The 22,476-nt window shown below is 54.9% G+C and carries 20 protein-coding genes and 1 tRNA gene; 14 read left to right on the top strand and 7 right to left on the bottom strand.

The window, feature by feature from the left end:
* Nucleotides 1-62 precede the first annotated feature (62 nt).
* From SYN7336_RS25245 to SYN7336_RS09785, 7 genes are all read left to right on the top strand, one after another.
* Nucleotides 63-1,670, top strand: coding sequence for a DUF11 domain-containing protein (locus SYN7336_RS25245; RefSeq protein ID WP_017325765.1), 1,608 nt, complete (start codon nucleotides 63-65; stop codon nucleotides 1,668-1,670).
* A complete protein-coding gene (locus SYN7336_RS09810; RefSeq protein WP_156820100.1) occupies nucleotides 1,667-5,593 on the top strand; it encodes a TonB-dependent receptor in 3,927 nt (1,308 codons plus the stop codon). The genes SYN7336_RS25245 and SYN7336_RS09810 overlap by 4 nt, the downstream gene beginning before the upstream one ends.
* A complete protein-coding gene (locus tag SYN7336_RS25240) occupies nucleotides 5,590-7,326 on the top strand; it encodes a right-handed parallel beta-helix repeat-containing protein (RefSeq protein WP_017325763.1) in 1,737 nt (578 codons plus the stop codon). The genes SYN7336_RS09810 and SYN7336_RS25240 overlap by 4 nt, the downstream gene beginning before the upstream one ends.
* Before the next feature lie 135 nt (nucleotides 7,327-7,461).
* The gene (locus SYN7336_RS09800; protein ID WP_017325762.1) at nucleotides 7,462-7,671 is read left to right on the top strand and encodes a hypothetical protein; all 210 of its coding nucleotides are present in this window, start codon (nucleotides 7,462-7,464) and stop codon (nucleotides 7,669-7,671) included.
* A 78-nt stretch (nucleotides 7,672-7,749) separates the two neighbouring features.
* Nucleotides 7,750-10,380 carry a GEVED domain-containing protein gene (locus SYN7336_RS09795; protein ID WP_017325761.1) on the top strand — a complete coding sequence of 877 codons (2,631 nt, stop codon included), beginning with the start codon at nucleotides 7,750-7,752 and terminating at the stop codon, nucleotides 10,378-10,380.
* Between the two features lie 275 nt (nucleotides 10,381-10,655).
* Complete coding sequence (locus SYN7336_RS09790; RefSeq protein ID WP_017325760.1) at nucleotides 10,656-11,072, top strand: secondary thiamine-phosphate synthase enzyme YjbQ; 417 nt, start codon at nucleotides 10,656-10,658, stop codon at nucleotides 11,070-11,072.
* Nucleotides 11,069-11,830 carry a tetratricopeptide repeat protein gene (locus SYN7336_RS09785; RefSeq protein ID WP_017325759.1) on the top strand — a complete coding sequence of 254 codons (762 nt, stop codon included), beginning with the start codon at nucleotides 11,069-11,071 and terminating at the stop codon, nucleotides 11,828-11,830. The genes SYN7336_RS09790 and SYN7336_RS09785 overlap by 4 nt, the downstream gene beginning before the upstream one ends.
* 55 nt (nucleotides 11,831-11,885) lie before the next feature.
* Here the strand turns inward: SYN7336_RS09785 and SYN7336_RS25235 are convergent, their stop codons facing one another.
* Both SYN7336_RS25235 and mnmA read right to left on the bottom strand, forming a co-directional pair.
* Nucleotides 11,886-12,428, bottom strand: coding sequence for a hypothetical protein (locus tag SYN7336_RS25235; RefSeq protein ID WP_038025865.1), 543 nt, complete (start codon nucleotides 12,426-12,428; stop codon nucleotides 11,886-11,888).
* A gap of 491 nt (nucleotides 12,429-12,919) precedes the next feature.
* Nucleotides 12,920-14,044: a tRNA 2-thiouridine(34) synthase MnmA gene (mnmA, locus tag SYN7336_RS09775; protein WP_017325757.1), complete on the bottom strand. Its 1,125-nt coding sequence runs from the start codon at nucleotides 14,042-14,044 to the stop codon at nucleotides 12,920-12,922.
* Between the two features lie 190 nt (nucleotides 14,045-14,234).
* Between mnmA and SYN7336_RS25230 the strand changes: the two genes are divergently transcribed.
* Nucleotides 14,235-14,861, top strand: a complete 627-nt coding sequence (locus tag SYN7336_RS25230; RefSeq protein ID WP_071590875.1) for a GNAT family N-acetyltransferase — start codon at nucleotides 14,235-14,237, stop codon at nucleotides 14,859-14,861.
* Here SYN7336_RS25230 and SYN7336_RS27870 read toward each other — a convergent pair.
* Both SYN7336_RS27870 and SYN7336_RS09760 read right to left on the bottom strand, forming a co-directional pair.
* The gene (locus SYN7336_RS27870) at nucleotides 14,858-16,822 is read right to left on the bottom strand and encodes an Ig-like domain-containing protein (RefSeq protein WP_017325755.1); all 1,965 of its coding nucleotides are present in this window, start codon (nucleotides 16,820-16,822) and stop codon (nucleotides 14,858-14,860) included. The genes SYN7336_RS25230 and SYN7336_RS27870 overlap by 4 nt on opposite strands.
* A gap of 591 nt (nucleotides 16,823-17,413) precedes the next feature.
* A complete protein-coding gene (locus tag SYN7336_RS09760; protein WP_017325754.1) occupies nucleotides 17,414-17,683 on the bottom strand; it encodes a hypothetical protein in 270 nt (89 codons plus the stop codon).
* 363 nt (nucleotides 17,684-18,046) lie between these two features.
* On the opposite strand from SYN7336_RS09760, the gene SYN7336_RS32250 reads away from it, so the two are divergent.
* Together SYN7336_RS32250 and SYN7336_RS32245 are read left to right on the top strand one after the other, a co-directional pair.
* Nucleotides 18,047-18,226, top strand: coding sequence for an Rpn family recombination-promoting nuclease/putative transposase (locus SYN7336_RS32250; protein WP_227498633.1), 180 nt, complete (start codon nucleotides 18,047-18,049; stop codon nucleotides 18,224-18,226).
* Nucleotides 18,227-18,238: 12 nt separating this feature from the next.
* On the top strand, nucleotides 18,239-18,502 hold the full coding sequence (locus SYN7336_RS32245; RefSeq protein WP_017325752.1) for a hypothetical protein: 264 nt from the start codon (nucleotides 18,239-18,241) through the stop codon (nucleotides 18,500-18,502).
* 72 nt (nucleotides 18,503-18,574) lie between these two features.
* Here SYN7336_RS32245 and SYN7336_RS30760 read toward each other — a convergent pair whose 3' ends face one another.
* A complete protein-coding gene (locus SYN7336_RS30760) occupies nucleotides 18,575-18,751 on the bottom strand; it encodes a hypothetical protein (RefSeq protein ID WP_156820099.1) in 177 nt (58 codons plus the stop codon).
* A 275-nt stretch (nucleotides 18,752-19,026) separates the two neighbouring features.
* Between SYN7336_RS30760 and SYN7336_RS09740 the strand changes: the two genes are divergently transcribed.
* Together SYN7336_RS09740 and SYN7336_RS09735 are read left to right on the top strand one after the other, a co-directional pair.
* On the top strand, nucleotides 19,027-19,455 hold the full coding sequence (locus SYN7336_RS09740; RefSeq protein WP_017325750.1) for a hypothetical protein: 429 nt from the start codon (nucleotides 19,027-19,029) through the stop codon (nucleotides 19,453-19,455).
* A gap of 29 nt (nucleotides 19,456-19,484) precedes the next feature.
* The gene (locus SYN7336_RS09735; protein WP_162139103.1) at nucleotides 19,485-19,700 is read left to right on the top strand and encodes a hypothetical protein; all 216 of its coding nucleotides are present in this window, start codon (nucleotides 19,485-19,487) and stop codon (nucleotides 19,698-19,700) included.
* Nucleotides 19,701-19,890: 190 nt separating this feature from the next.
* Here the strand turns inward: SYN7336_RS09735 and SYN7336_RS09730 are convergent, their stop codons facing one another.
* Nucleotides 19,891-20,526, bottom strand: a complete 636-nt coding sequence (locus SYN7336_RS09730) for a peroxiredoxin (RefSeq protein ID WP_017325748.1) — start codon at nucleotides 20,524-20,526, stop codon at nucleotides 19,891-19,893.
* A 128-nt stretch (nucleotides 20,527-20,654) separates the two neighbouring features.
* Here SYN7336_RS09730 and SYN7336_RS09725 point away from each other — a divergent pair, with 128 nt between their 5' ends.
* On the top strand, nucleotides 20,655-21,596 hold the full coding sequence (locus SYN7336_RS09725; RefSeq protein WP_227498632.1) for an SUMF1/EgtB/PvdO family nonheme iron enzyme: 942 nt from the start codon (nucleotides 20,655-20,657) through the stop codon (nucleotides 21,594-21,596).
* A 44-nt stretch (nucleotides 21,597-21,640) separates the two neighbouring features.
* Nucleotides 21,641-22,219: a Uma2 family endonuclease gene (locus tag SYN7336_RS09720; RefSeq protein WP_017325746.1), complete on the top strand. Its 579-nt coding sequence runs from the start codon at nucleotides 21,641-21,643 to the stop codon at nucleotides 22,217-22,219.
* Nucleotides 22,220-22,343: 124 nt separating this feature from the next.
* On the opposite strand, the gene SYN7336_RS09715 is transcribed toward SYN7336_RS09720, so the two are convergent.
* Nucleotides 22,344-22,415: transfer RNA gene (locus tag SYN7336_RS09715), tRNA-Val, on the bottom strand.
* Nucleotides 22,416-22,476 lie beyond the last annotated feature (61 nt).

Raw genomic sequence — 22,476 nt, 5'->3', positions numbered from 1 at the left:
TCACCCGCACCAGATCGCGGTTGTTAGAGGTTTGTCCGTTTGATGTTCCATCAGCAGCCCCCATGACTGCCCGCGATGGGCAGCTCGGTTTGTGCCGACCTCCCGCTGGTCAGTTCCGCCATCGTTTCGAGCGCATCATGATGAACTTTGCTTTACCGACACGGAAGTTTCGAGCGCTGCGGCGCGGCTTGCAGCTTTGCGTCACGGCGATCGTTGCTTTCAGCCTCTGGCTCGTGTCCGTTCCTCCCCTGGCGCAAACCGAGACTGCAGCCCCAGAGAACCCCGTCATCGTGACGAATTTAGGCAATACTGCCAGTGCGACCTATAGCACTCCAACGGGGAATCCGATTCAGGGGCGATCGCGCGATGCTAGAGCGATCGCTAATTTGGTCGATCCGTTCGGACAGGTATTGGGCTGCGATGGCGAATCATTACCCAGCACTTCAGGCTTCTCTGTTGCCCTATTCAATACCGCCCCCGGCAATCCCAATCTTGCTGGGGGCTTGGTGTCGCTCACGCCAACCGAAGACCCCGCCCCTCCCGACAACCTCAATCTTCCAGAGGGCTTTGCTCCTAACGTACTCAACGCCAACCCCCAGCCCACCCAGGCGTTCAACGAAGGTCGCTTTAACTTTTTACTCGACCCAGACCGAGGCCAGCTCGACCCCGGCAGCTCCTACATTCTGCGGGTGACTCCACCCGCCAGCTCGCCGCTCGATCGCCGAGAGATTCGCATCGAGATCGGCGCACTGACAGATGATGGTCTCTATCCCTTTACTGCGACGGCTCTCGATGGCCTGCCGATTCGCGCGGATAGCGCTACAACGCAATCGAGTTTTGTGGCGTCTACAGACATCACCAGTACCAGTTTGGTGGTGACATTTGCCGACCTCGATATTTCCGTCTGCGATCGCGAGCCGATTCGAATTACCAAAACGGGCGATCGCGCCAGCGCATCCCCCGGCGATATTGTCATCTACCGAATTGAAGTCGAAAACACCCTGTTAACGAGCCTAGACAGTCTCGTTGTGTCTGACGCCCTCCCCGCCGGATTCAACTTGATTGACGAATCGGTCCGGGCAAAGGCGGCGGGCGAGGCGGTCGAGCTGGGCATCGCCCGAGGCAGCGATCGCACCGTTAGCTTCACCTTGCCCGCTCCACTGCCTACAGGTGAGTTTCTGGAAATTGCCTATGCCGTTGAAGTCAATCCAGACGCGCTGCGGGGGTCGGGGGAAAACTCGGCCAGCGTTTCCGCCCTGCGATCGGATAACCGACAGCCCGTGAGTGCGGGACCGGCCATTTATCGAATTCGCATCCGAGGGGGGTTGCTCTCCGATGAAGGCACCATCTTGGGTCGAGTCTTTGTCGATCGCAATTTTGATGGCGAGCAACAGCCGGGTGAACCCGGCGTCCCGAATGCCGTGATTTTTCTCGATGGCGGCACTCGCATTACCACCGATCCCGACGGACTGTTTTCTGTCACGAACGTATTGCCGGGGAATCGGACAGGGGTCATCGACTTGACCAGCCTACCTGGATACACATTGGCCCCCAACCGTCGCTTTATCGAACGCAATAGCCAATCTCGCCTGGTTCGCCTTGCTCCTGGCAGCACCGTTCGGATGAATTTTGCGGTTACGCCAACGTTTAACGCAGAAGTACAGCCGTGAAACTATATTTCTTGCTAGACACAACGGGTGCGCTGCGCGTTGTCCTCCTGGGAGCGCTAATGGCGATTGTGGGTTGGAGCTATCCGGCGGCAGCGCAAATCGGTGCGGTGGGTGCCCAGGAAACTGCGGGCTCGACGACTTCTCACCCCCTCAACCTATTCGATTTAGTCGAGCAGAGCGATCGCGAAGCTGTCCCCAACCTGTTCGATTTAGCCGGACAGCAAGAGTCCGAAGCGACTCCCGACCTGCTCGATTTAGCTGAACGGAGCAATGTTGGAGCCGCCGAGCTAGAAGGCGATCGCCAAGTCGCCCCCAATCTATTCGATTTTGTCGGTGGCGAGTCTGCTACCTCTGTAGCCGATAAAGTCAGCCAACAACCGGCGATCGCCCTGCCGAGTGCAGAGCCGGTATCGATTAGCGATTCTGCCGTCACTCGCACGCCCTCAGAGGCAAGTACTGCGGCGATCGCAGTGCCTGCGCCGACCCCCACCCCCGCTGTGCCAGCCGATATCGCGATTTCTCCCCCATCGGAGGGAGTCAATCCAGAAGAACTGGGCAGCTCGTCTGTAGGCGTATCCATTCTGAACCTGCGTCCGGGCAGCATCCTCGATGTCCCCGCCACTTCAGTCATCGTTCAATACCCCGAAGGTCGCGCGTTGACGTTGCAAGTCAATGGCAAAACCGTCGATGCCAACCAAATTGGCCGCACGGAAACAGATGCCCAGACCGGTACAGTCACACAAACTTGGTACAGCGTCGTTGTAGAGGGCGATCGCAACATTATTGAGGTTGTCTCGGCGGACGGCCAAGTGCTGGCCTCAACCGTGGTATTCCTGCGCGGTGCCCCCACCAGCATTCATCTCAGCAGCGATATCCTCAGCCTGCAAGCCGATGGACGCTCCACCGCCACCCTGGTGGGCGAACTGATGGATGACAGTGGCAACCGCTCGAACCACACCGCGACAGTGACCCTCAATGCGAGTGCAGGCGAGTTTGTCGGCAACGATATAGACCCCAGCGCCTCCGGATTTCAAGTACAGGCCGAACGGGGTCAATTTATGGCAGAACTGCGGGCTGGTTTGACCGCTGAAATGATTGCCATTCAGGCCACCAGCAACCAATTGCAAGCCAGCCTACAGTTGGAGCAGAAGGCCTTTTTGCGGCCTAGCATTGCCACAGGCTCGATCAATTTGCGGGTGGGGGCTCGCGGCACCGACTTTTTCGATAGCTTTCGCGATTTTCTGCCCCTCGACGAAGACAACAGCAACGCTATCGATCTCGATGGGGCAGTGTTTGCCACCGGCCGCGTGGGGGAGTGGTTGTTTACGGGAGCCTACAATAGCGAGCGCAGTTTGAACGAAGATGGCGACGGCGTCGAAAGCCTATCGGGGGATACCCAATTTAGCGAGCAGGTCTATCAGGTCTATGGAGACAGCTCGACCACCGAGCGTACCTTCTCGTCAGGCGATCGCGTCTTTTTGCGCTTCGAGCGCTCTTCGCCGGTCCGGGGAGCAGAAGCCGACTACATCCAGTGGGGTAATTTCAGCACTGACGAGTTTTCGCTCCAATCGCAGGAATTCTCTGCTGTCAACCGCAATCTGCACGGCTTGAGTGCCAACTACACTTTGGGCAATTTTCAGGTGTCGGGCTTTTTCAGTCGCGACACCGATGGCTTCGAGCGGGATGCGATCGCTCCCGATGGCACCAGCGGATTTTACTTTCTCTCCAACCGGCTGCTCGTGCCCGGAAGTGAAGATATTGTTTTCGAACTAGAGGAACAGTTAAGACCCGGTACGGCGATCGAGCGCGTTCAGCTCAGACGCGATATTGATTACTTCATTGACTACGATCGCGGCACGATTTTATTTCGCGGGCCGGTGCTGCGCAAAGAAATCGCCGACGACGGCACCGTCTTAGTGCGGCGCATTGTGGCCACCTACCAGTTCGAATCTGCGGGGGGAGACGATACCGATTTGTTCGGCGTGCGGACCCGCTATCACTTCTCGCGAATACCGGGACGCGAAAGTTGGGTTGGGGCCACTTATCTGCAAGAAAACCAGGGACTGCGCGATTTCGAGCTTTTCGGTGCCGATGCCTATATCTCCCTCGGAGATGACGGCCATGTCATTGCCGAATACGCTCAATCAACCAATGCCTCTGATTTAGCCTCTGTCGATGGGGATGCCTATCGCATCGAAGTGCAGAAAGCCTTCGGTGACTCAGTTGTCGGCAGAGCCTATTTCCGCGAAGCCTCGGAAGGGTTTTCCAACGACGCTACAGTGAGTTTTGTGCCGGGTCAGCGGCGCTACGGGGTCGACCTGCAAGCTCGCGTGGCCGAAAATACGTTCCTCAACTTTGGCTACGATCGCGAAGATAACTTTGGCGTTGCCCCCGTTATCCCGACTGGGTTTGAAGATCTCTTCGGCTCCGCGCTGGCGACGACTGGGGGGACAGAAGTCGACAACTCCCTGACGACAATTAGTGCCGGAGTGCAGCAGATTCTCGGTCCTGCCGTCCTCAATCTCGATTACAACTATCGCGATCGCGTCGATCGCCTCGGCGATCTGTCCGCCACCTCCAGTCAACTGAGTTCGCGCATTTCCTACCAAGTGACCGATCGGATTACGCTGCGCGCCCTCAACGATCTGATGGTTTCGAATAACACCGATGTGGCCTTTCCCGATCGCACGCAGGTGGGCATCGATTACGCCATTGCAGACGGCCTGACAGTGGGTCTATCTCAGACCTGGTACACCAACGGACAATTTGCGGGGCAGTCGTTCACCAGCTTGGACGTGACGGGCGAGCGCCACCTGTTTGCCAACACCAGTGCCTACGGGCGCTATTCGCTGGTGGGGGGAAGTAGCGCGGCAGCCCAGCAAGCGGCGATCGGCCTCAACAGCAATTGGACAGTTGCACCTGGGCTCTACCTCGATTTGGCCTACGAGCGCACCTTCACCGGCAGTTTTCTCAGTGGCGCGGGAGAGAGCACTGCAGTGCCCTTTCTGACCGGTCAGACTTCGGGACTGGGTTTCGACTCCGGTAACAGCTACGCGGTATCGCTGGAATACACCGATAATCCAAATTTCAATGCCAGTATCGGCCTGCAGCGCAGTGACAACACCAGTGGCAGCAATACGGTCCTCTCCGCTGCCGCCAGCGGCAAACTGTCTCCGGCCCTCACCGCCTTGATGAGCTTCGAGCGGGCCAGTGCCACCACCACAGGCCCCAACGACCTCGACCCCAGCACCAATTTCAGACTGGGCTTCGCCTATCGCAATCCCAATAGCGATCGCTTCAACCTGCTCGCCCGCTACGAGTTTCGCGACAATCCCTCCACCATTCCCGATACCCTTTTGCTGGGCAGCGGCACGGGCTCCAGAGATCACCTGCTGGTGACAGAGGCCATTTACGCCCCTGTCTGGAACTGGGAGTTTTACGGTAAGGCAGGCGTCCGCTACAGCACCACCGATCTGGCTGAAGATTTCTCCGCCAGCAGCCAGCTCTATCTCACCCAAGCGCGGGCCACCCATCGGTTTGGCTTTCGCTGGGATGCCAGTGTCGAAGGGCGCTTCATTACCCAGCCCACAGCCAGTTTTTCCGAGTATGGCTACACCGCTGAATTGGGCTACCACCTGACTCCAGACCTGCGCTTGGCCGTGGGCTACAGCGGCGGCGGCGCCTTCGATCGCGACTTTAGCACTGAGAGGACGGCTGGGGGATTCTTCGCAGGCATCAACTTCAAGGTGAACGAACTGTTTGGGGGCTTTGGTCGCCAGGACATTGCCCCTCCCCAACAGCAAGAATCCCAAATTCAATTCGCCCGAGAGGACGGTTCGGCATCGGAAGCCGTCGCACAGGAAGAGAATTCGGAGGCGATTGCCGAGATCGCTGCAGCAGAAGTTGGAGGTGAGGAAGAATGACTCGATTAACCATTTATCCAGCCGTCGATCCGCAGGACTTGCTGTGGGAGCGGACAAAATTCTCGCGAGGACTTTTCCCGCTGGCCTTAGGAGCAGCATTGTGTGCCGTAGTCCCTATCGCAGCTAGAGCTGCAGATATCGCTCCTCCCATGCGATTGGTGGTTAACAGCAACTCAGATGGCCCCATCCAAGCCGATCGCGAGCTGACCTTGCGAGAAGCGATCGCGGTGACGAACGGAGTGTTGCCACTGCAGCAACTGAGTGTTGAGGAACGAGCCCAAGCGATCGTCTCAGATCCGGGCCAGCCCACTCGCATCGAGTTCGATTTGCCGCTGGGCCAAACCACCATTTATCTCGCCGAGCTGTTGCCGCCTCTAGCCCGCCCGAATCTCATCTTGGACGGGACCACTCAACCGGCGTTTGCCGCCAGTGCCGCCGATCTGGAGGTCGATATTGAAACTCCAAAGGTGGCGATCGCCCCAGCAGATGGGGTTGAGGTGCCGCGCGGCTTGATGGTGATGGCCGATGGCATCACGATTCAAGGCTTGAGCCTGTATGGCTTTAATGCCGCTCACCGGGCGACGGCGACGGCACCTCCCGCCGATATTTTCATTAGCGATCGCCTGCTGTTGCAGGACAGTCCGGCCCCCGAATTCGCTGTGCAGATTCCGACCGATCTGCAATTGGATGCCCCGCCGCAGGGTGTGACTATTTCCGGCAATTGGCTGGGGGTGGCTCCCCGTGCCGGTCAATCGGAGCGGACTTCGGCGTTTGGCATTTTTGCGTTTAACAGCCAGGGGGTGTTGATTGAGAGCAATTACATTGCTCGACACAATGGCAGCGCGATTCTGTCGGGGCTGCGGGCCAAAAATCTGCGGGCGATTGGCAACACCATTGTCGAGAACGGGCGCGCGGGTATGCCTGACGCAATTCGGTTGGAAGGGAACATTGCTGGTTCCGAGATTGTGGGCAATTCGATCGAGGGCAATGGTGGCAGCGGGGTTTATCTGTTCGGCACGGAAGGGGCTGTGCGGATCGAGCAAAACCGCATGATTCAAAACGGTCGTCGGCTGGAGCGGGCAGCAGTTTATCTCGTGGGTCGCGACCACCAGGTGAGGGATAACTCCATTGCCGGACAGCCCGGTCCGGGGGTGGCGATCGCCGCCTATCCCCACAGCGAGGGCAATGTGATTCGGGGCAACTGCTTTGCCGATCTCGACGGCCTCAGCATCGATTTGGTGGCGCGCCGTCATGGGGGCGTGCAGGAGCTTCAGGTGGGTGACGGTCCCAATTTGCCCTGCGATTCTCGCAATCGTCGCAGAGATACGGCCAATGGCGCGATTGACGCGCCGCAATGGCTCAGCCCCGAGTTTTTCAGTCTGGGCGGCACGGTTGTCCTCGACGGTATTGCCGAGCCCGACTCGGAGGTGGACCTCTATCTAGTTGATAACCCGACCGGGAGCGGCTACGCTCCGTTGCAGCAACAGGTTAGAACGACGACAGCCGGAGAGGATGGACGGTTCAGTTTTGAACTTAGCGTGCCCGTCGGTAGTGGTGTAAGTGCGATCGCCACTCATCCGCGCTACGGCACTTCGGAGCCCTCCAGAGTGGCGGTGGTGCAATCTCTCGATGGAGTAACGCTATCCGAAGAAGATGCCGCAGAGTTTTTGGCTCGCGAGCCGCACTGTCAGAAGCTGACAAATTCACTGAGCGTTCGGGGTGGCGGGCCTTAAACAAGCTGTGAGGAGTTTGACAGGATTTTGGCACATAGATTTGCTAATTGGAAAACCAGAAGGAGCTTAATTGTGAACCGCCTGATACAATCTGTTGTCCAAAAAGTATGGCAATGCCCAGGTGTTGTTGAAGGTATGCATCTGGTCGCGCTCGCCCTAGCCTGTTTCAGTTTCTGGACGATCGCAACTGAACTCAAAGCCGGAGACTCTACCGAGAGTACCGTTCGGGTACCCGAAATCGCTAGCCTGACAGATTCGGAAACACCTCTGCTCGTTTTCAGCGCGCCAACCGTTCATTACGTGGCTCGCAGCCTTCGGGTTGACGGCAACAGTGGCGATCGCTAAGGCGATTGTTCGCTAGCTTGTCTCTCCCGAAAGAGGATTTTTGCTTTCTTCTGTTGTTATCACAACTATCAAACAGCCGTGAAAAAGTTCCATTTACCCACCCTTTTTGCCGGACTCGGCTGCGATCGCTGGCGTTGCTTCCGCTACGGTTCGCTCTCGCTGGCGATCGCGATCGCCATGACACTGTCTGCCTCTGTGGCTCTAGCTCAGCGCGGTGGCGGCGGTGGCGGTGGTGGCGGTAGTCTCTCGATCGACTTTGATGGTGCTTCGACTAGCACCAACCTGATTTTGACGGGCGATACGTCTCTAGCGTATTACGAAGCAGCTCTGGAATTGCTCCAGTTCGACACGACTTCAACCGATACGAGCGATCGCTCCATCGCCTTCACGGTCACCGATACGGATGCTCAAACCAGTAATACTGCCACCACCACAATTGCGATCGCACCTGCCTCGGAGCAAGCCGGTATTTCAGTAGTGAGTAATGGCGCGATCGACGACGGTCTAATTGAGATAGGAGACGGCATCGATTTTATTTTTACAATCAGAAATGAAGGGAACGATCCAACCCAGTTCTTTATCCCAGATGCACCTTCGGAAATCGTCGGAGGAACTCAGTCTGGTGACATACAGCTTATTGAATACGATCCAGATGGCACCGGAACTTCAGCTATAGATTTAACTACGGAAAGTATTTTTGTCACTCAAGGCGGTGGAGGAGAAGCGACTGGAACTCTTTTGAATGGGATAACTGGTACTAATAATGGCTCTTTTCCTATAGGTGGGACTCTCAAAGTTAGAATACCTGTCACTGTTGCGGTGACTTCGCCGGATGAAATTATCAGTGTCACATTCGGCGATACTGATGGGCGCACAGAAACTCAGAATGTTGTCTATCAACCGGGAACAACCTTAAGAGACTTATACACAGTTGATAATTCAGGCACAACCAATGGCGATATTGACGGCGATCCAATTAATGGAGATGCAATTTTCCATCGTCAAGAAGCCAGTGCTAATTTTTCAGTGACCTTACCCTTACTAGACTTTGGCGATGCTCCTGACACCTATGGAACAGACTTGCTCGCTCTCAATAGTACTAATTTGCTCGATATTAATAATTTGATTGGATCTATTGGTGCTATTCACGGAGTCTCTAATGGCGTATATCTGGGGACTATCGCTCCTGATGGAGAAGTTGACGCCGATACTCCCTTGGATGGCACTGGGGATGATAATAACGGCATCGACGATGAAGATGCTTTTACTTCCAGTTCTTTTTCTGCACTAACTGCCACCAGCACTAGCTTTACCCTCAGCGTTCCCGTCCGCAACGATCCCACCTTAGATCTCGACCCAGATGCTACTTTACTGGGCTGGATTGACTTTGACGGCGATGGTCAATTTCAACAAGATGAAGCGGCAATTGCTACTGTCAGTGAAGGAATGACCAGCGTAGATTTAACCTGGAATAATATTGGCGGTACGGGTCCAGATATTCAGGCAGGAAATACTTTTGCTCGATTCCGCATTACAACCGATATTCTCCTAGATATATTAACCAGTTTAGGTTTTGACGATCGAGCCACAGGGATTGCCGTTGACGGTGAAGTAGAAGATTATCCAGTCACGATTGCAGCCACTATTGGAGTTCCGCCCGCCATCGACCTAGACGGAGATGATAGCTCGGGAGCAACCAATAGCGGTTTCGAGACCAGTTATACCGTTGGCGGTTCGGCGATCGCCATTGTCGATATCGACACTAGTGACGAAAGCCTCGATACCGTTATTACAGATAACGACAGTATCCAACTTTCCGGTGCCGCGATCGCGTTAACCAACGCTCAGACTGGCGATGCCATTTCGGTCGATGAGACCGCTACTAGCTTGGCTTCATTGGGAATTGCCCTCGATGGTGCTTCGACAAGCAGCAACTTGGTTTTGACGGGCAATGCATCTCTGACAAATTACGAGTTAGCTCTGGAATTGCTCCAGTTCGACACGACTTCGACCAATACGAGCGATCGCTCCATTACCTTCACCGTTACCGATACGGATGCTCAAACCAGCAATACTGCCACCACCACAATTGCGATCGACACTGTTGCTACTGCTCCCCAGCTTCTATTAGTCAAACGCATCACTCGCATTAACGGCAGCACAGCAGGCTTGGATACGTTTGTGGACGATACCGCTAGCCCCCAAAGTGGTGACGACAACAACCCTAACTGGCCCGACTCAAATGGCACGCCAGGAGATGCAATTAACGATTTTCTCAGAGGGACCATTGATGGCGGGCAAGTGGAACCGGGCGATGAAGTCGAATACACCATCTACTTCCTGTCTACTGGCGAGGAAAATGCCGCTAACGTCAACATCTGCGATCTCGTCCCTGCCGGAATGACCTTTGTTCCAGATGCTTACAGCAGCAATCCCGGCAATATTCGAGGAATTGCTCTGGGGGTCGGCAGCGGGAGCGCTCCCCTTGCCGACATTACCAATGTTTTAGAAACATTCCTGACCAACAACCTCGATACCGACGAAGGGCAATTTTTTCCGCCCAACATCACGCCATCCCCAGATATCTGTAGTGCCGTCAACGACAACGGTGCTGCGATCGTTCAAATTGGCGATATCCCCCATGCAACAGCACCTGGCGATCCAGTCGATTCCTACGGCTTCATTCGCTTCCGCGCCAGAGTAAATTAATTCCTTCGCTCCTCTCTACCCACGGCAACCACCCCAGCCGTGGCTGTGGGCTTCCTCGACAGGTTGTGCGAGCTCGGAGCAATGCTCTCCTGCCGGGGCTTTTATGGCTTAAACTAACTCCTGTCTAGCGCCCTCAGTTTGAATCAGACCGTTGACTGGCGCCACGACAGAAAAGCAGGGAAAAGTTTGTCAGCAGCTTTATCTCGCTCGATTTCTTCGATGCTCGGCTAAGTTGACAATGCCCTCTAGGGGCTTGCGATCGCAAGGGACTTGGGATGAAACAGTATCGAGATTCTTTAAATATTCGGACGAGTGGCAAGTCGTTCAGCCCCGTCACCTCAGAAGTCGCAGAATTAGTGGAAGCTTCTGGCATTGAGTCCGGGATCTGTACGCTATTTTTGCGGCATACCTCCGCCAGTTTGGTGATTCAAGAGAATGCCGACCCGGATGTGCTGCGAGATTTAGCTGCGTTTTTAGCCCGCTTGGTGCCTGAAGACGGGCGCTACACTCACGGCATGGAAGGTCCAGACGATATGCCCGCCCATATTCGGACCGCGCTCACCAGCACTTCCGAGCACATCCCTATTGCCAACGGGCGGCTGATGTTGGGTACCTGGCAGGGCATTTATGTTTGGGAACATCGCGATCGCCCCTACACCCGCGAGTTACTCGTTCACGCGATCGGCGAATGAAGCTCTCGAAGCTGGCGATCGCTGTCTTGACAATCGCCCTCTCGGCCAGTTGCAGCCCTCAACCTCCAGCAGCCCCGACTGTCCCCACTCCTCCAACTGCTACTCCTCAGCCGACTCCCACACCAGTGCCCACACCTAGCGCTGAGGATAAAGCCGAGTCTGCGCGCCAGCGCATCCGAGGATTGGAATTGCGAGGTCGGGGTCGCATGCCAGAGGCGATCGCAGCCTTGCAAGCGAGTGTGGAACTGGACCCCAACAATCTCGGCGGGCATGTCATCTTAGGCTGGACCCTGCATTTGTCAGGGCGCGAGACCGAGGCAATTGCTGCCTTGCAAGGGGCTCTCGCTCGCAATGCCGAGTTTGTGCCCGCCCTCAACGCCCTAGGCATTGTCTATCTCGTCGGCGGGAATCTGGATGCTGCTGTCGCAACCCATCTCGCAGCAGCGGCGTTAAATCCCGCCAACGAAATTGCCCATTACAACTTGAGTTTGGCCTATCAACGCTTGCAGCAATACGATTTGGCCGCTGACAGCGCTCGACAGGCAACAGTATTGGAACCTGGCAATCCCCATGCTTGGGTGGCCTTGGCGATCGCCCATTGGAGCCAGAACGAGACCGCTGCTGCCCGACAGGCATACACCCGAGCCCTGCAGCTAGATGGACGATATGCTAGCAGTGCCTATCTCGCCCACTTGAGACAAGCTGGGTTTAGCGCCACACAAGTACAGTTGAGCGATCGCGTGCGTGCGGCGTTGTAAACAGTCAGCCTTAACCCGGACAAATCTTAGATGCTGACGAGTCGAGCTGCTAGGATTACTGACAATTTCCTTCAAAACGGTCTGGAGCATTGTCAATCAATTCAGACATGAATCCACCAGGAAGGCTGCGGCTAACCCTGACGCGATGGCGGCGAGAGACTAACGGCATGGTTATCTCAGTCTCGTCAAGAATGGCAGACAAGATCGGTTGCGGGTCGCAGGGCCACTCAACAATTCGTTCTTCGTGCAAATCGAGTCGGGTTTCGTGCAAAGCAAGCTCAAATCTGGCAAGTGCTGCCACGACTGCGTCACTGTCGCCAGCAACATAATGCAAAAACTGCAGGCCAGCTTCCTCAACAAAAGGGGAAAGTCGTTCGGCGGCCACATAACGCTGGATGTCTGCTTCAAACCGTTTCAACCGCTTCAGCCACCTAGCTGTTAGGATGCAAAACTTCTCTATTCCATAAGATCGCCAGAAGTAAACCACCTCTCGGACAACCGCTAGACGTGCCGAGCTCGCCAATCCTCGTACGTAAGGCGGATCGTCGGGCAGTGGCTCGCCAACAACCACAAATTGAGATCTGGAGTTTTCAGGCATTGCACTCGGCCCCCTAAATCCCCCACCAGTGGGGGACTTCCGAGAGGCTATTGGCTTCGTTCTACAACTTTAATCATCCCGATCTCCATCGCCTTCCCCGCCTCCCAACCCTCAACTGGAACTGTCCTCAAGTCCCCCAGAATGGGGGATTTAGGGGGCTAATGCAGCGAACCACAGCGCTAGTGAGAGGGTCTAATAGACACATTCTCAAAACTACGGGTCTCTGCTTAGACGAGGTTTATCGAAGCCTTTCATCGATTTCAATCTCTGATTCCTGACAGACCTCTGCCGACCATTGTCTTATGTCGTCTCTGATACGTCTTGCCAATTTGCCCCAGATCTGGGTTGGTATGTAGGTTCCAACCTCTTACGTCAGGATTCCTCCGCCAAAGGCGGCCTCTAGGCACTTGGCCTCAATGCTGGATGGGAAAATAACTATCGCTTACTATTCTCTCGACCTGAGTATGCATTTGCCCTGAGGGACGAGCGATCTATGCAATGCACCGCTCCAATAAACCACCGCCTAACAACAGATCGCCGTCATACCACACGGCTGCCTGACCGGGGGTGACGCCAAACTGAGGCTCGTCAAAGACAATGCGGGCGCGGGATAGCCGTCCAGTATCGTCCTGCAGGGGAGTAATCGTCGCCGGCACGGGCTCAGACCGATAGCGAATTTGCACCTCGGCCCGCAGAGGGCCGTCTGGGCGCTCCATCGATACCCAATTGACGTTGCGGGCGATCGCCTCAGGCTGAGTGGCCTGCTCTCGCGGCCCCACCACGACGCGATTGAGGGCCGGATCGAGGCGAATGACGTATAGCGGTTGGGGGGCAGCGATGCCTAACCCTTTGCGCTGACCGATGGTGTAGTGATGCACGCCCTCGTGATAGCCCAGAACTCGGCCCGACAGATCGACAATTTCCCCTTTAGCAGGGGGAATATAGCGATCCAAAAACGATTGCATCGAACCGTGGGCTTCCACCAAGCACAAATCCTGGCTTTCGGGTTTGTCTGCCGTATGTAGGTTGAGTCGAGCGGCAACGCGGCGGGTTTCCGACTTCGGCCATTCTCCTAATGGGAACAGGGTGTGGGCTAGGTGCTGCTGTCTGAGATCGTAGAGAAAATAGGACTGGTCTTTGTTGCGATCGATCGCCCGCAATAACTGCCAGCGATCGCCCTCGGGGGCATAGCGAATGCGAGCGTAGTGGCCGGTGGCGATGGTGTCAATGCCCAAGGTTTCGCGGGCATAGTGAATCATGGGACCAAATTTGACCGTCGTATTGCAGCGAGAGCAGGGCAAAGGCGTGGTGCCACCGGCATAGCCCTCGACCAAATAATTGACGATCGCGCTTTCAAACGCCTCGCGAGAATCGACGACATGATGGGGAACGCCCAATTGGTCGCATACTTGCACGGCATCCACCATGCCTTCCGAGCAGCATTGGCCCTTGCCCTTCATCAGCCAGAGGGTAATCCCTTCCACCCGATAGCCCTGCTCTTGCAGAACCGCAGCGGCAGTGGAACTATCGACACCACCGGACATGCCCACTGCGACTTCGGTCTCGGGGGCAGTGGTGGTGGAGTATGGCTGAGTGGCAGTAACGGTTGACGTCATGGCTGTGGGTACGGGCTCGGTTGGAATGGCGATCGAACAGGGGATAGAGCTTACTTTCCTACTTTAATGGGTTTCGGTGGGTAACGTCAGGAGCCTCGCACTTGCAAAGGGAATTACCCTGAGATAGAACAACAGCTTGCGATCGCATTGCGCTCCGGCTGCCATCTAAATGGGTCGAGCTTATCTGTCAATGACCACCCACCCCTCCCATCGAGATCCCTCCCCGACCTCACCGTCCCGGCCTCGTTCGGAATCGCCATCGAGGCCCGCTGCGATCGCCGTCTCGGTCTATCCGGCGAGATTGGAGCAGTTGGACGAGATAGCCGACGTTTTAGCGCGATCGTTTCATCCGCGAGTGGGAGTTCAGGGGCTGGTGTGGCCGCTGTTGCGCTGGAGCATTCGGGAAGATAGCAGACGCCGCTTGCAAGGGGGCAATCCCCATTACTGCTGTTTGGGAGCTTGGGTGCGGGAACGGCTGGTGGGCACGTTAGAAATTGGCCTGCGCAGGACGTCTTCCAGTCTATTGGGCGATCGCCAGCGCCATCCCTATATTGCCAACTTAGCCGTACTGCCCCATTGGCGACGGCAGGGAGTAGCGAGCCAATTATTGGTAGGGGCCGAAGCGGTGGCGATCGGGTGGGGAGGGGAGTGTATTTACCTGCACGTACTCGATAGCAATGGTTCCGCTCGAAGTCTCTATACTCGAGCGGGCTACAGCACCCTGGGTCGTCAGCCCAACCCTTGGACTGCATTGGGGATGAGTCCTCAACTACTCCTCTACAAATCTCTCAAACCGCCAAAATCCCCTTCGGGCTAGACGAAGGTCAGTTCAATATCCGTCAGCGGGATAATTTGAGCGGGGCTTGCAGTCGCTGGCAAGAATTCCTCCTCGATCGAGGGAGGGCCCGATACAGCAGCACCCCGAGCAGCAAAGGCAGATTCCCGAGCCGCGAACCTAGCGCCCCGAGCAGCAAAAGCGGCTTCTCGATCGGTCAATGCAGCATCGAACTGAGCCCCTGCCACTAGAGAGGGTGGCAAATAGGGATCGGCGGCAGCCAAATTCACGCTGTATCCTAAATCTGCGAGCGATCCGACCGTAATTCGGCTGAGGGGGTTGGGCCTGCCGGAGTCGAGAAAACCCGTCAGCAGTTCGTTATCGAAGATCGACTCCCGCCAGTGGGAATCTCGCGTGCCCGGACCGCCCGTATTCTCGACCGGAACGGAGGACTCATTGAGGCCAAAAATGCTGTTGTACTCAGCTGTGGCCTGCTGGCCGACAAAGCGCGGATCGGCTGAGCCGCCCCCAACCAAAAGACCCGTAAACTCCCAAATGGTACCGATGCCCAAGACGTGGCCGATCTCGTGCAAAACCACTTCATCTAGCTGGCCGTTGGCCTCCAAGTTGCTGACATCGGCAGCATCGAATTGCACAATACCCGCTGCAGGTAGAAACGAGCCCGAACGGAGGCTGGTCGGTCCCGCCTGACCGAGGATGCTGCCGACTCCATCAATGAAAGGGGTGCTCACCTCGATCGCCAAGTCATCCACGAGCCCAATGCCAGACACAAAAACATCGGGGATATCGCCCGTGATAATTTCTTCCCAGCGACTCGCTGCGCCATCAAATATGGCCTGTTGGCTCGGGGTCAAGTTGCCATCAGTGAAGACAAACTCAATATTGAATTCAGAGGTGACTGGGGCATTCACCACTAGCTCGACGGTGGCACTATCGCTGGCCAGCCCATCGCTAACTGCGTAGCTAAAGCTGTCTGCACCGCTGAACCCCACATCTGGGGTGTAGCTAAAAGAACCGTCACTGTTAAAGACCAGAGAACCGTTGCTGACACCGCCGAGCAAATTCACAGCAAGTGGGTCGCCATCGGCATCGCTGTCATTGGCCAGTACCCCCGGCGCACTGGCTGTAAAGGTAGTCCCGGCATCCAGAATAAAACTGTCATCGCTGGCGACGGGCGAGCTGTTAACCGGCTCAGATTCGCCGCCAGATCCTCCACCAAATCCGATCGCCAGATCCAACCCTCGAATATCGCCACTGATGCCTAGAAGGCTACCGTCAAAAAATAAGTCTGGCTGGAAACTGCCCGCAGTAACTGGCCCTGTAGAAGAAGGGGTAAAGACAACAACATCTTCATCGGCACCACTGACCCCCGGTACCGAAAAGCTGCCCAAAGTAGATAGGTGAAGGTTACCTGCATCGTCCAAAGCGATCGCCGTGACATCTTCACTGCTACTGGTGTCTAGGCCAAGATCGCTACCGTCCACATAGATCGACCAGACGCCACTGGTATTGCTCCCCAGAGAGGCGGGAGCGAAGCGCAGGACATCTTCATCCCTCACTTCTACGCCCCCCGGTACTGTCGCTCGGCTGACCGTAGAAATCAGCAGGCTGCCATCCTCAAGCATTTGTACCCCATCCACATCTTCAGAACTGGCGGTCAGCCCCACATCGCTGGCGTCAAAGAACAGCTCGAAGCTGCCTTCTGTGGTGTTGCCCAACTGGCTGGCAGTGAATTTGACGAGATCGGAGTCATCAATGGCAATGCCGTCGATCGTTGTCTCGGTAGTAAATGAGAGCAGAATTTCCGTATTACTAATGACATCGAAAGCATCAATTTCTAAACCATCTAAGCCTAGATCTGAACCATCAAAAAAGGTACTAAAGGATTGCCCATCAAAGAAAATAATATCCTCGTCTTCAAAAGTCGATCCATTGACAGTTGTTTTGGAGTTGAGAGAGAAAAAGAAGCTAGAGTCATTCATGTTCGCTGTTCGCATTTACGACAAAATACACAGTGAGAATACTTAACGGCAGACTCGAAAACGAGGCGTGACGAAAAGCAGCAAAACCCTTTGGGACAAGAGATATAGGCTTATTAGACCTGTCGAGTTAATCCCGGGCGATCGGTTGCATGCTTCACCTTTAGGGTGACTTCAGTGGCACTTTCTAAATTGAGCGATACAGCCGTATTGCCAACAAGAAATATACCTATATTTTCCTGTTTATCTCACTCTAAATCTAAGATTCTGCTTTGAGAGTATTTGATTAATCAGTAATTTCAATCCGTAAGATCGCGTATTAAAAATGTCTTTTTAATGATTGAAAAACATATGTAAATTTATTTGTTACATATCAAAAGAAAACTTCTTGGAATCGGGCAAATTCAAATCTTTTAGGGGGGAAGAATATCATTATCAGCCTACAGCTCTAGCACTGTCGCCCACTCTAGAAATTCAATGGGAGGAAGTCGGGAGTTTCGGCGTGGTTCACAATTGCGGGCATTTTTGGGTAACACTTCTACGACAAAGCGGGCCATCACTAGAGGATGACCAGGCTAGACATACGGGTTCGGATTACGCTCTTTGGAAGCGTTGGAAACCCAGCAGTTCGAGCCAGTGTGGATGAGCGCTCCCCGTCATCAGCTCGGTAGGGCTTTTGCCCGCCCGCTCGGGGATTTGACTGCGGATGAAGCGGCGATGATTGAGGAAGAACTGCAGCAGGCTCAAGTAGGAGTCGCTCAGTGTCTTGCGCAGGAAAAAAGAGTTGCGCAAGCGGGAGTTAAGATTCTCCACCAGGGAGCTGGCCCTAGGGGTCTGGGTGAGGGCCTCACCCACAGTCTCCATCAACGGGTGAAACCGCCTTGAAAGCTCGCGATGCAATTAGATTCCACCGTTCCCAGTAAGCCTGGGATGTGGGCTGTTTTCGGTAGAGCAGGCAAACCTCGCAGACTGTCTGCGGGGGCAGATCGGCACCAATGCCAGGATGAACTGGAATAGCCATGCCTTGGTGATGGGCAGATGGAACAGCACCTCTTGGTCATCAGGGGAGGGTGCAAAGGACTCATCGAGCACCTGTTGGGCTTGGTTCGCTTGTTGATAAGGGTGAGAGGGACCTCGAAGTATGAAAAGCGACTCGTTCTTTTATCAGTTGTTTGTCAAATATCCCGAGAGTTTTTTACAGTTGCTTGGTCAACCGGAAAATGCGGCTTGTCCTTGGGGGCCGCGATCGCGCGACTGTCCATCGAGCCGATCGCGCAAGCGGGGGAACGGTTTGCGCAGGTGGTTCGCTCCGTTCGTGAGAACATTGACGATCCCACCCTCCAAGGGGAGATAATCGGATTGATTGAGGAAATGGCGATCGAACGATTTCCCTCGCTTTCCAAGTAGGAGGTTGCGCAGATGTTAGGTTTTGCCAAACTTGAAGACACTCGGGTTTATAAGGAGGTCTTTGCTGAAGGGAAGCTGGAAGGGAGGCTGGAAGGAGAGCTCAAAGGTGAGCAGAAAAAAGCTCGCGAAGTCTTCGAGAAGTTACTCCAAAGGGGCTTTTCACGAGAGAAGGCCCTTGAAATTTCTGGATTCACTTCCCAAAGCATGACCCCAGATCTCATTGAAGAAACCCCTCAACCAGAACTTTCTCAAGATGAGGACAAGCTGGAACTTTAGTCCGAAGTCGAAGTCTCAGAATAGACTGTAAACTCCCACAAACGCATGAAGTCGCAGAAAGAGTCGCGCTCCCTATAGACAGTCCGGCTCCAACACCGCAGAATACTGCGCCCGTCGCTTGACATTGAGATCGAGTCGCTTGCGGTAATGCGATCGCCGTCGATAGCAACGGCGCTTATCGAAACAGCCAGCCCCACTCGCGCCGTGCAACTGCCGCACCCGGTCCATGTCCAAGCGAGCGCAAGCCACACATTTGGGAGCGATCGCCCGCGCTACCAGACGGAAAGATTGCTGATTTTCTCCGAAAACGCCTCTCAGACTGTAACCCGGCGTTGAACCAGGTCTTATTTTCCCAATCGGCAGACCGTATCCATTAGGCTGGTATCAGCTCTAGCGACTGGGTTCCTCAGAACTGCATCTCTACAATAGGAGTGTGAAGCTCCTATGGGGTTGGAAGCTATCTGCGCTCCCCAATTGCAAACGATTCAATCTCGCAAGTCATCACCTAGTGGAACACTGCAGACATGACAAAAACACTAGAAGCTGCCTCTAAGCCTCACAGAAAGGCCATTCCGAGAACGGAAATTCCGGTTCGAGATAAGCTCTATCCGGCGATCGCAGAGACCCCTCTGGATCGAGCCTGTATGGAAGTTGCCCAGCGGCTTGCCAATGTTGAGGCTGAAGAGGAGCTCGGGATTGTGACTCAGGCGTTTGAGGCTTTAAACGCTGCCCAAAAGGAACTACACCAACAGAGATTGGAAGAGGGGATCGATCGCAGCCAGCGGCTGCGCAGTGCGATCGAAATGTATCTAAAATACGCCGCTAGCTTTGCCATTATTGGTCTGGGCGCCTTTCTCTTGTACGGGGGCGAAACTCAAATTGGCTATCTCTTGCTAGGCATAGGAATTGGCACGATCAGCGGCTCAACCATCATTCCATCTGAATTTAGCTAACAGCGAGGTCGATCGAAATGGACGAACCCATGACTCCAGTTGAAAACAAGCCCAGTACCGTTGAGGGCAGATCTAAACTCAATACCATCATTGTTTTATCAATGGTCCTGATTGGTTGGGGACTTGTTTCGATCGGCATTGCAGCCCTCGAACCTGCCAATCAGCAGAGCTCTATTAATATTTGGCTCTTTGTGGGTGGATTCAGCTTAGCAACTGGGTTTGCGATGCTTAGCAACCGCAAATAGCGAGGTACCTTCAAGCCTGCCTACCGATCGCGAGCAGACTACAGAGACTCTTCAACAGACCCCTAGTAAACTGTCACGCCAAATATGAGGGACAGGCGTTACGACCCATCAATCCTCTTCTGACAGGGTACTAGGGGTTCGAGATGGGCATTCTAATCAGTGCAACCTGGGGGAATGCAGTCGGATTCGGCTAGCGATTGGGCTGGGGAGTCATGCGCAGATAGGGCTTGATTTCCGTGACGCCTTTCGGGAACTTCTGCTTGGCATCAGGAGTGGAAATAGCGGGAGAGACGACAACATCTTCACCATCCTTCCAATTGACAGGGGTAGCGACGCTGTAGTTATCAGTTAACTGCAACGAGTCGATCGCCCGCAAAATTTCGTCAAAATTACGGCCCGTGCTGGGGGGATAGGTAATGGTCAAACGCAGTTTTTTGTTGGGGTCGACGACAAATACTGTTCGCACAGTCACCTTGGCGTTGGCGTTGGGATGGATCATGCCGTAGAGATTTGCCACAGAACTGTCGGCATCGGCAATGATGGGATAGTTGACAGTGGTGCTTTGGGTTTCGTTAATATCCCCAACCCAACCGTTGTGGGAGTTAACATCGTCTACACTCAAGGCAATGACTTTGGCCCTTCGTTTTTCGAACTCGGGTTTGAGTTTGGCCACTTCCCCCAGCTCGGTTGTGCAAACGGGGGTATAGTCGGCGGGATGAGAGAAAAAGACCACCCAGCTGTCGCCAGCCCAGTCATAAAAGTTAATCTCGCCAGCAGTGCTTTGTTGTGTGAAATTGGGAACGGTGTCGCCTAATTGGAGAGTCATTTTGGATTCCTTAAACTCGAAAAAACAGGTCTAGCAATTAAACAGTTACGCTATTTATTTTCGCACGGACGTCAGTTTTTCGGTCGGGTTTTAGAGAGTTGTGCAGAATTGAGCTGAAGGAGGCGCGTTTGTTTACATCTTTGCTGCGACATCGGACATTCACGCTGGGGCTGGTCTGTGCCATTGGCCTCCTCTGCAGCCAGTGCGATCGTGTGGCCCAATCGCAAGCCGACTTCGATCGCGCGGAATGCGAGGCTAGCGGAGAGTTTGCCTGGGTGGAGGCGGGAGAGTTTATTGCGGGAAGCGATCGAGCCGAGCGGGATTATGGCTATCGGATTTCCGCTGAAGGAGCGTCTGACGACCCCGAACGGATTGCGGCGATCGAGCAGCGCTTGCGCCAGTCGAGGTGGTTTGAGTGGGAAGAAGAGCGGCAGGTGCGATCGCTGGCGGCGGTGTGTATGGGGCGCAACTTGGTCGCGAATGCTGACTATAAGGAGTTTCTGGAGGCGACTGGGCATCGGCTGCCGGGAATTTCGGAGCCAGAGTATCGGGAGCAGGGGTTTTTAGTGCATCCCTACAGCGAAGTGGAGCGGTTTTTGTGGAAGGGAGGGGAGTACCCCAGTGGAGAAAGGCGGCATCCAGTGGTGTTGGTGTCTTATGAGGATGCGGTGGCCTACGCACAGTGGCGGGGCGATCGCGATGGGGCCAGTTATCGCTTGCCGACGGCGGCGGAATGGGAGAAGGCGGCACGGGGAACAGATGAGCGATATTTTCCCTGGGGAAGTGAGTGGCGAGCGGGGGCGACGAATGCAGCCCCCAGCGGGATTTGGCATACCAGCGAAGTGGGGGCGTTCGAGCTCAGTCGCAGTCCTTACGGTGTGGAGGATATGGCAGGCAATGTGTTTGAGTACACGTCAACTTTGGAACAGCGCAGGGGGCGTACGGTGTCGGTGATGAAGGGCTGTTCGTGGGATGACTCAATTGGGTTTTGTCGGGCGGCTTACCGCCACACTCGACCGATTGAGTCGCGGCACATTTTGTTTGGCTTTCGATTGGTGCGCGATCGCTAACTGGAGACTTCTAGACTGGAGACAAGCGATCGCGGAGCCAGCCAATGGTTGCCCTACAAGACTATATGACCTTCGCCGAATACTTAGCGTGGGAAGCAGAGCAGGAACTGAAATACGAATACGTAGACGGACAAGTCTATGCCATGACCGGCGGCACCCTCGCCCACAGCGCGATCGCCGCCCGCCTCTGTGCCGCCATCATCAACCGCATTGCGGGCAAACCCTGCCAAGTCTTTTCCCCAGACGCAAAAGTGTGTATCTCGGAGCTCGGTCCCTGTTTCTATCCAGACGTCAGCGTCAGTTGCGATCGCCGCGATCTCTCTGCCAATCAATTCCTCCAACATCCCTGCCTCATCGTCGAAATCCTTTCTCCCAGCACCGAAGCCTACGATAGAGGTAAAAAATTCGCCCAATACCGCCGCATTGAAACTCTGCAAGAATATGTCTTAGTCTCCTCAGAGGCGATCGCGGTCGAAGTCTATCGTCGAGCAAACAGCGGCAAGTGGGAATACATCCCCTACGGACCTGAAGATAAGCTGCAACTCAATAGCCTCGACCTCAACATTCCCGTCGCAGATCTCTACGAAAACGTCACTTTACTCGCCGATGCCGACGCCAGCTAGCTTTATGCTCTGCAATTCGCTACGCTTCTCGAACCGATCTCGCCGAGGCAGGAGACCGGTGCTCGCTCCGATATTGATTTGATACAGCTATTGATTTGATACAGCTATTGACTTGACACGATGATGGGCGGTACTGGATTTGAACCAGTGGCATCCTGCTTGTAAGGCAGGCGCTCTACCGCTGAGCTAACCGCCCGAGCCACAAAATACTATCATATCTGCACAGCCCCATCGAGCGATCTCAATGCTCTCCAGAT

Origin of the sequence: Synechococcus sp. PCC 7336 (assembly GCF_000332275.1) — a bacterium.
In the GTDB taxonomy this organism is placed as follows: domain Bacteria; phylum Cyanobacteriota; class Cyanobacteriia; order Thermostichales; family PCC-7336; genus PCC-7336.
Note: the sequence above shows the minus strand (reverse complement) of the source record. Positions and strands in the feature narration are given on the sequence as shown.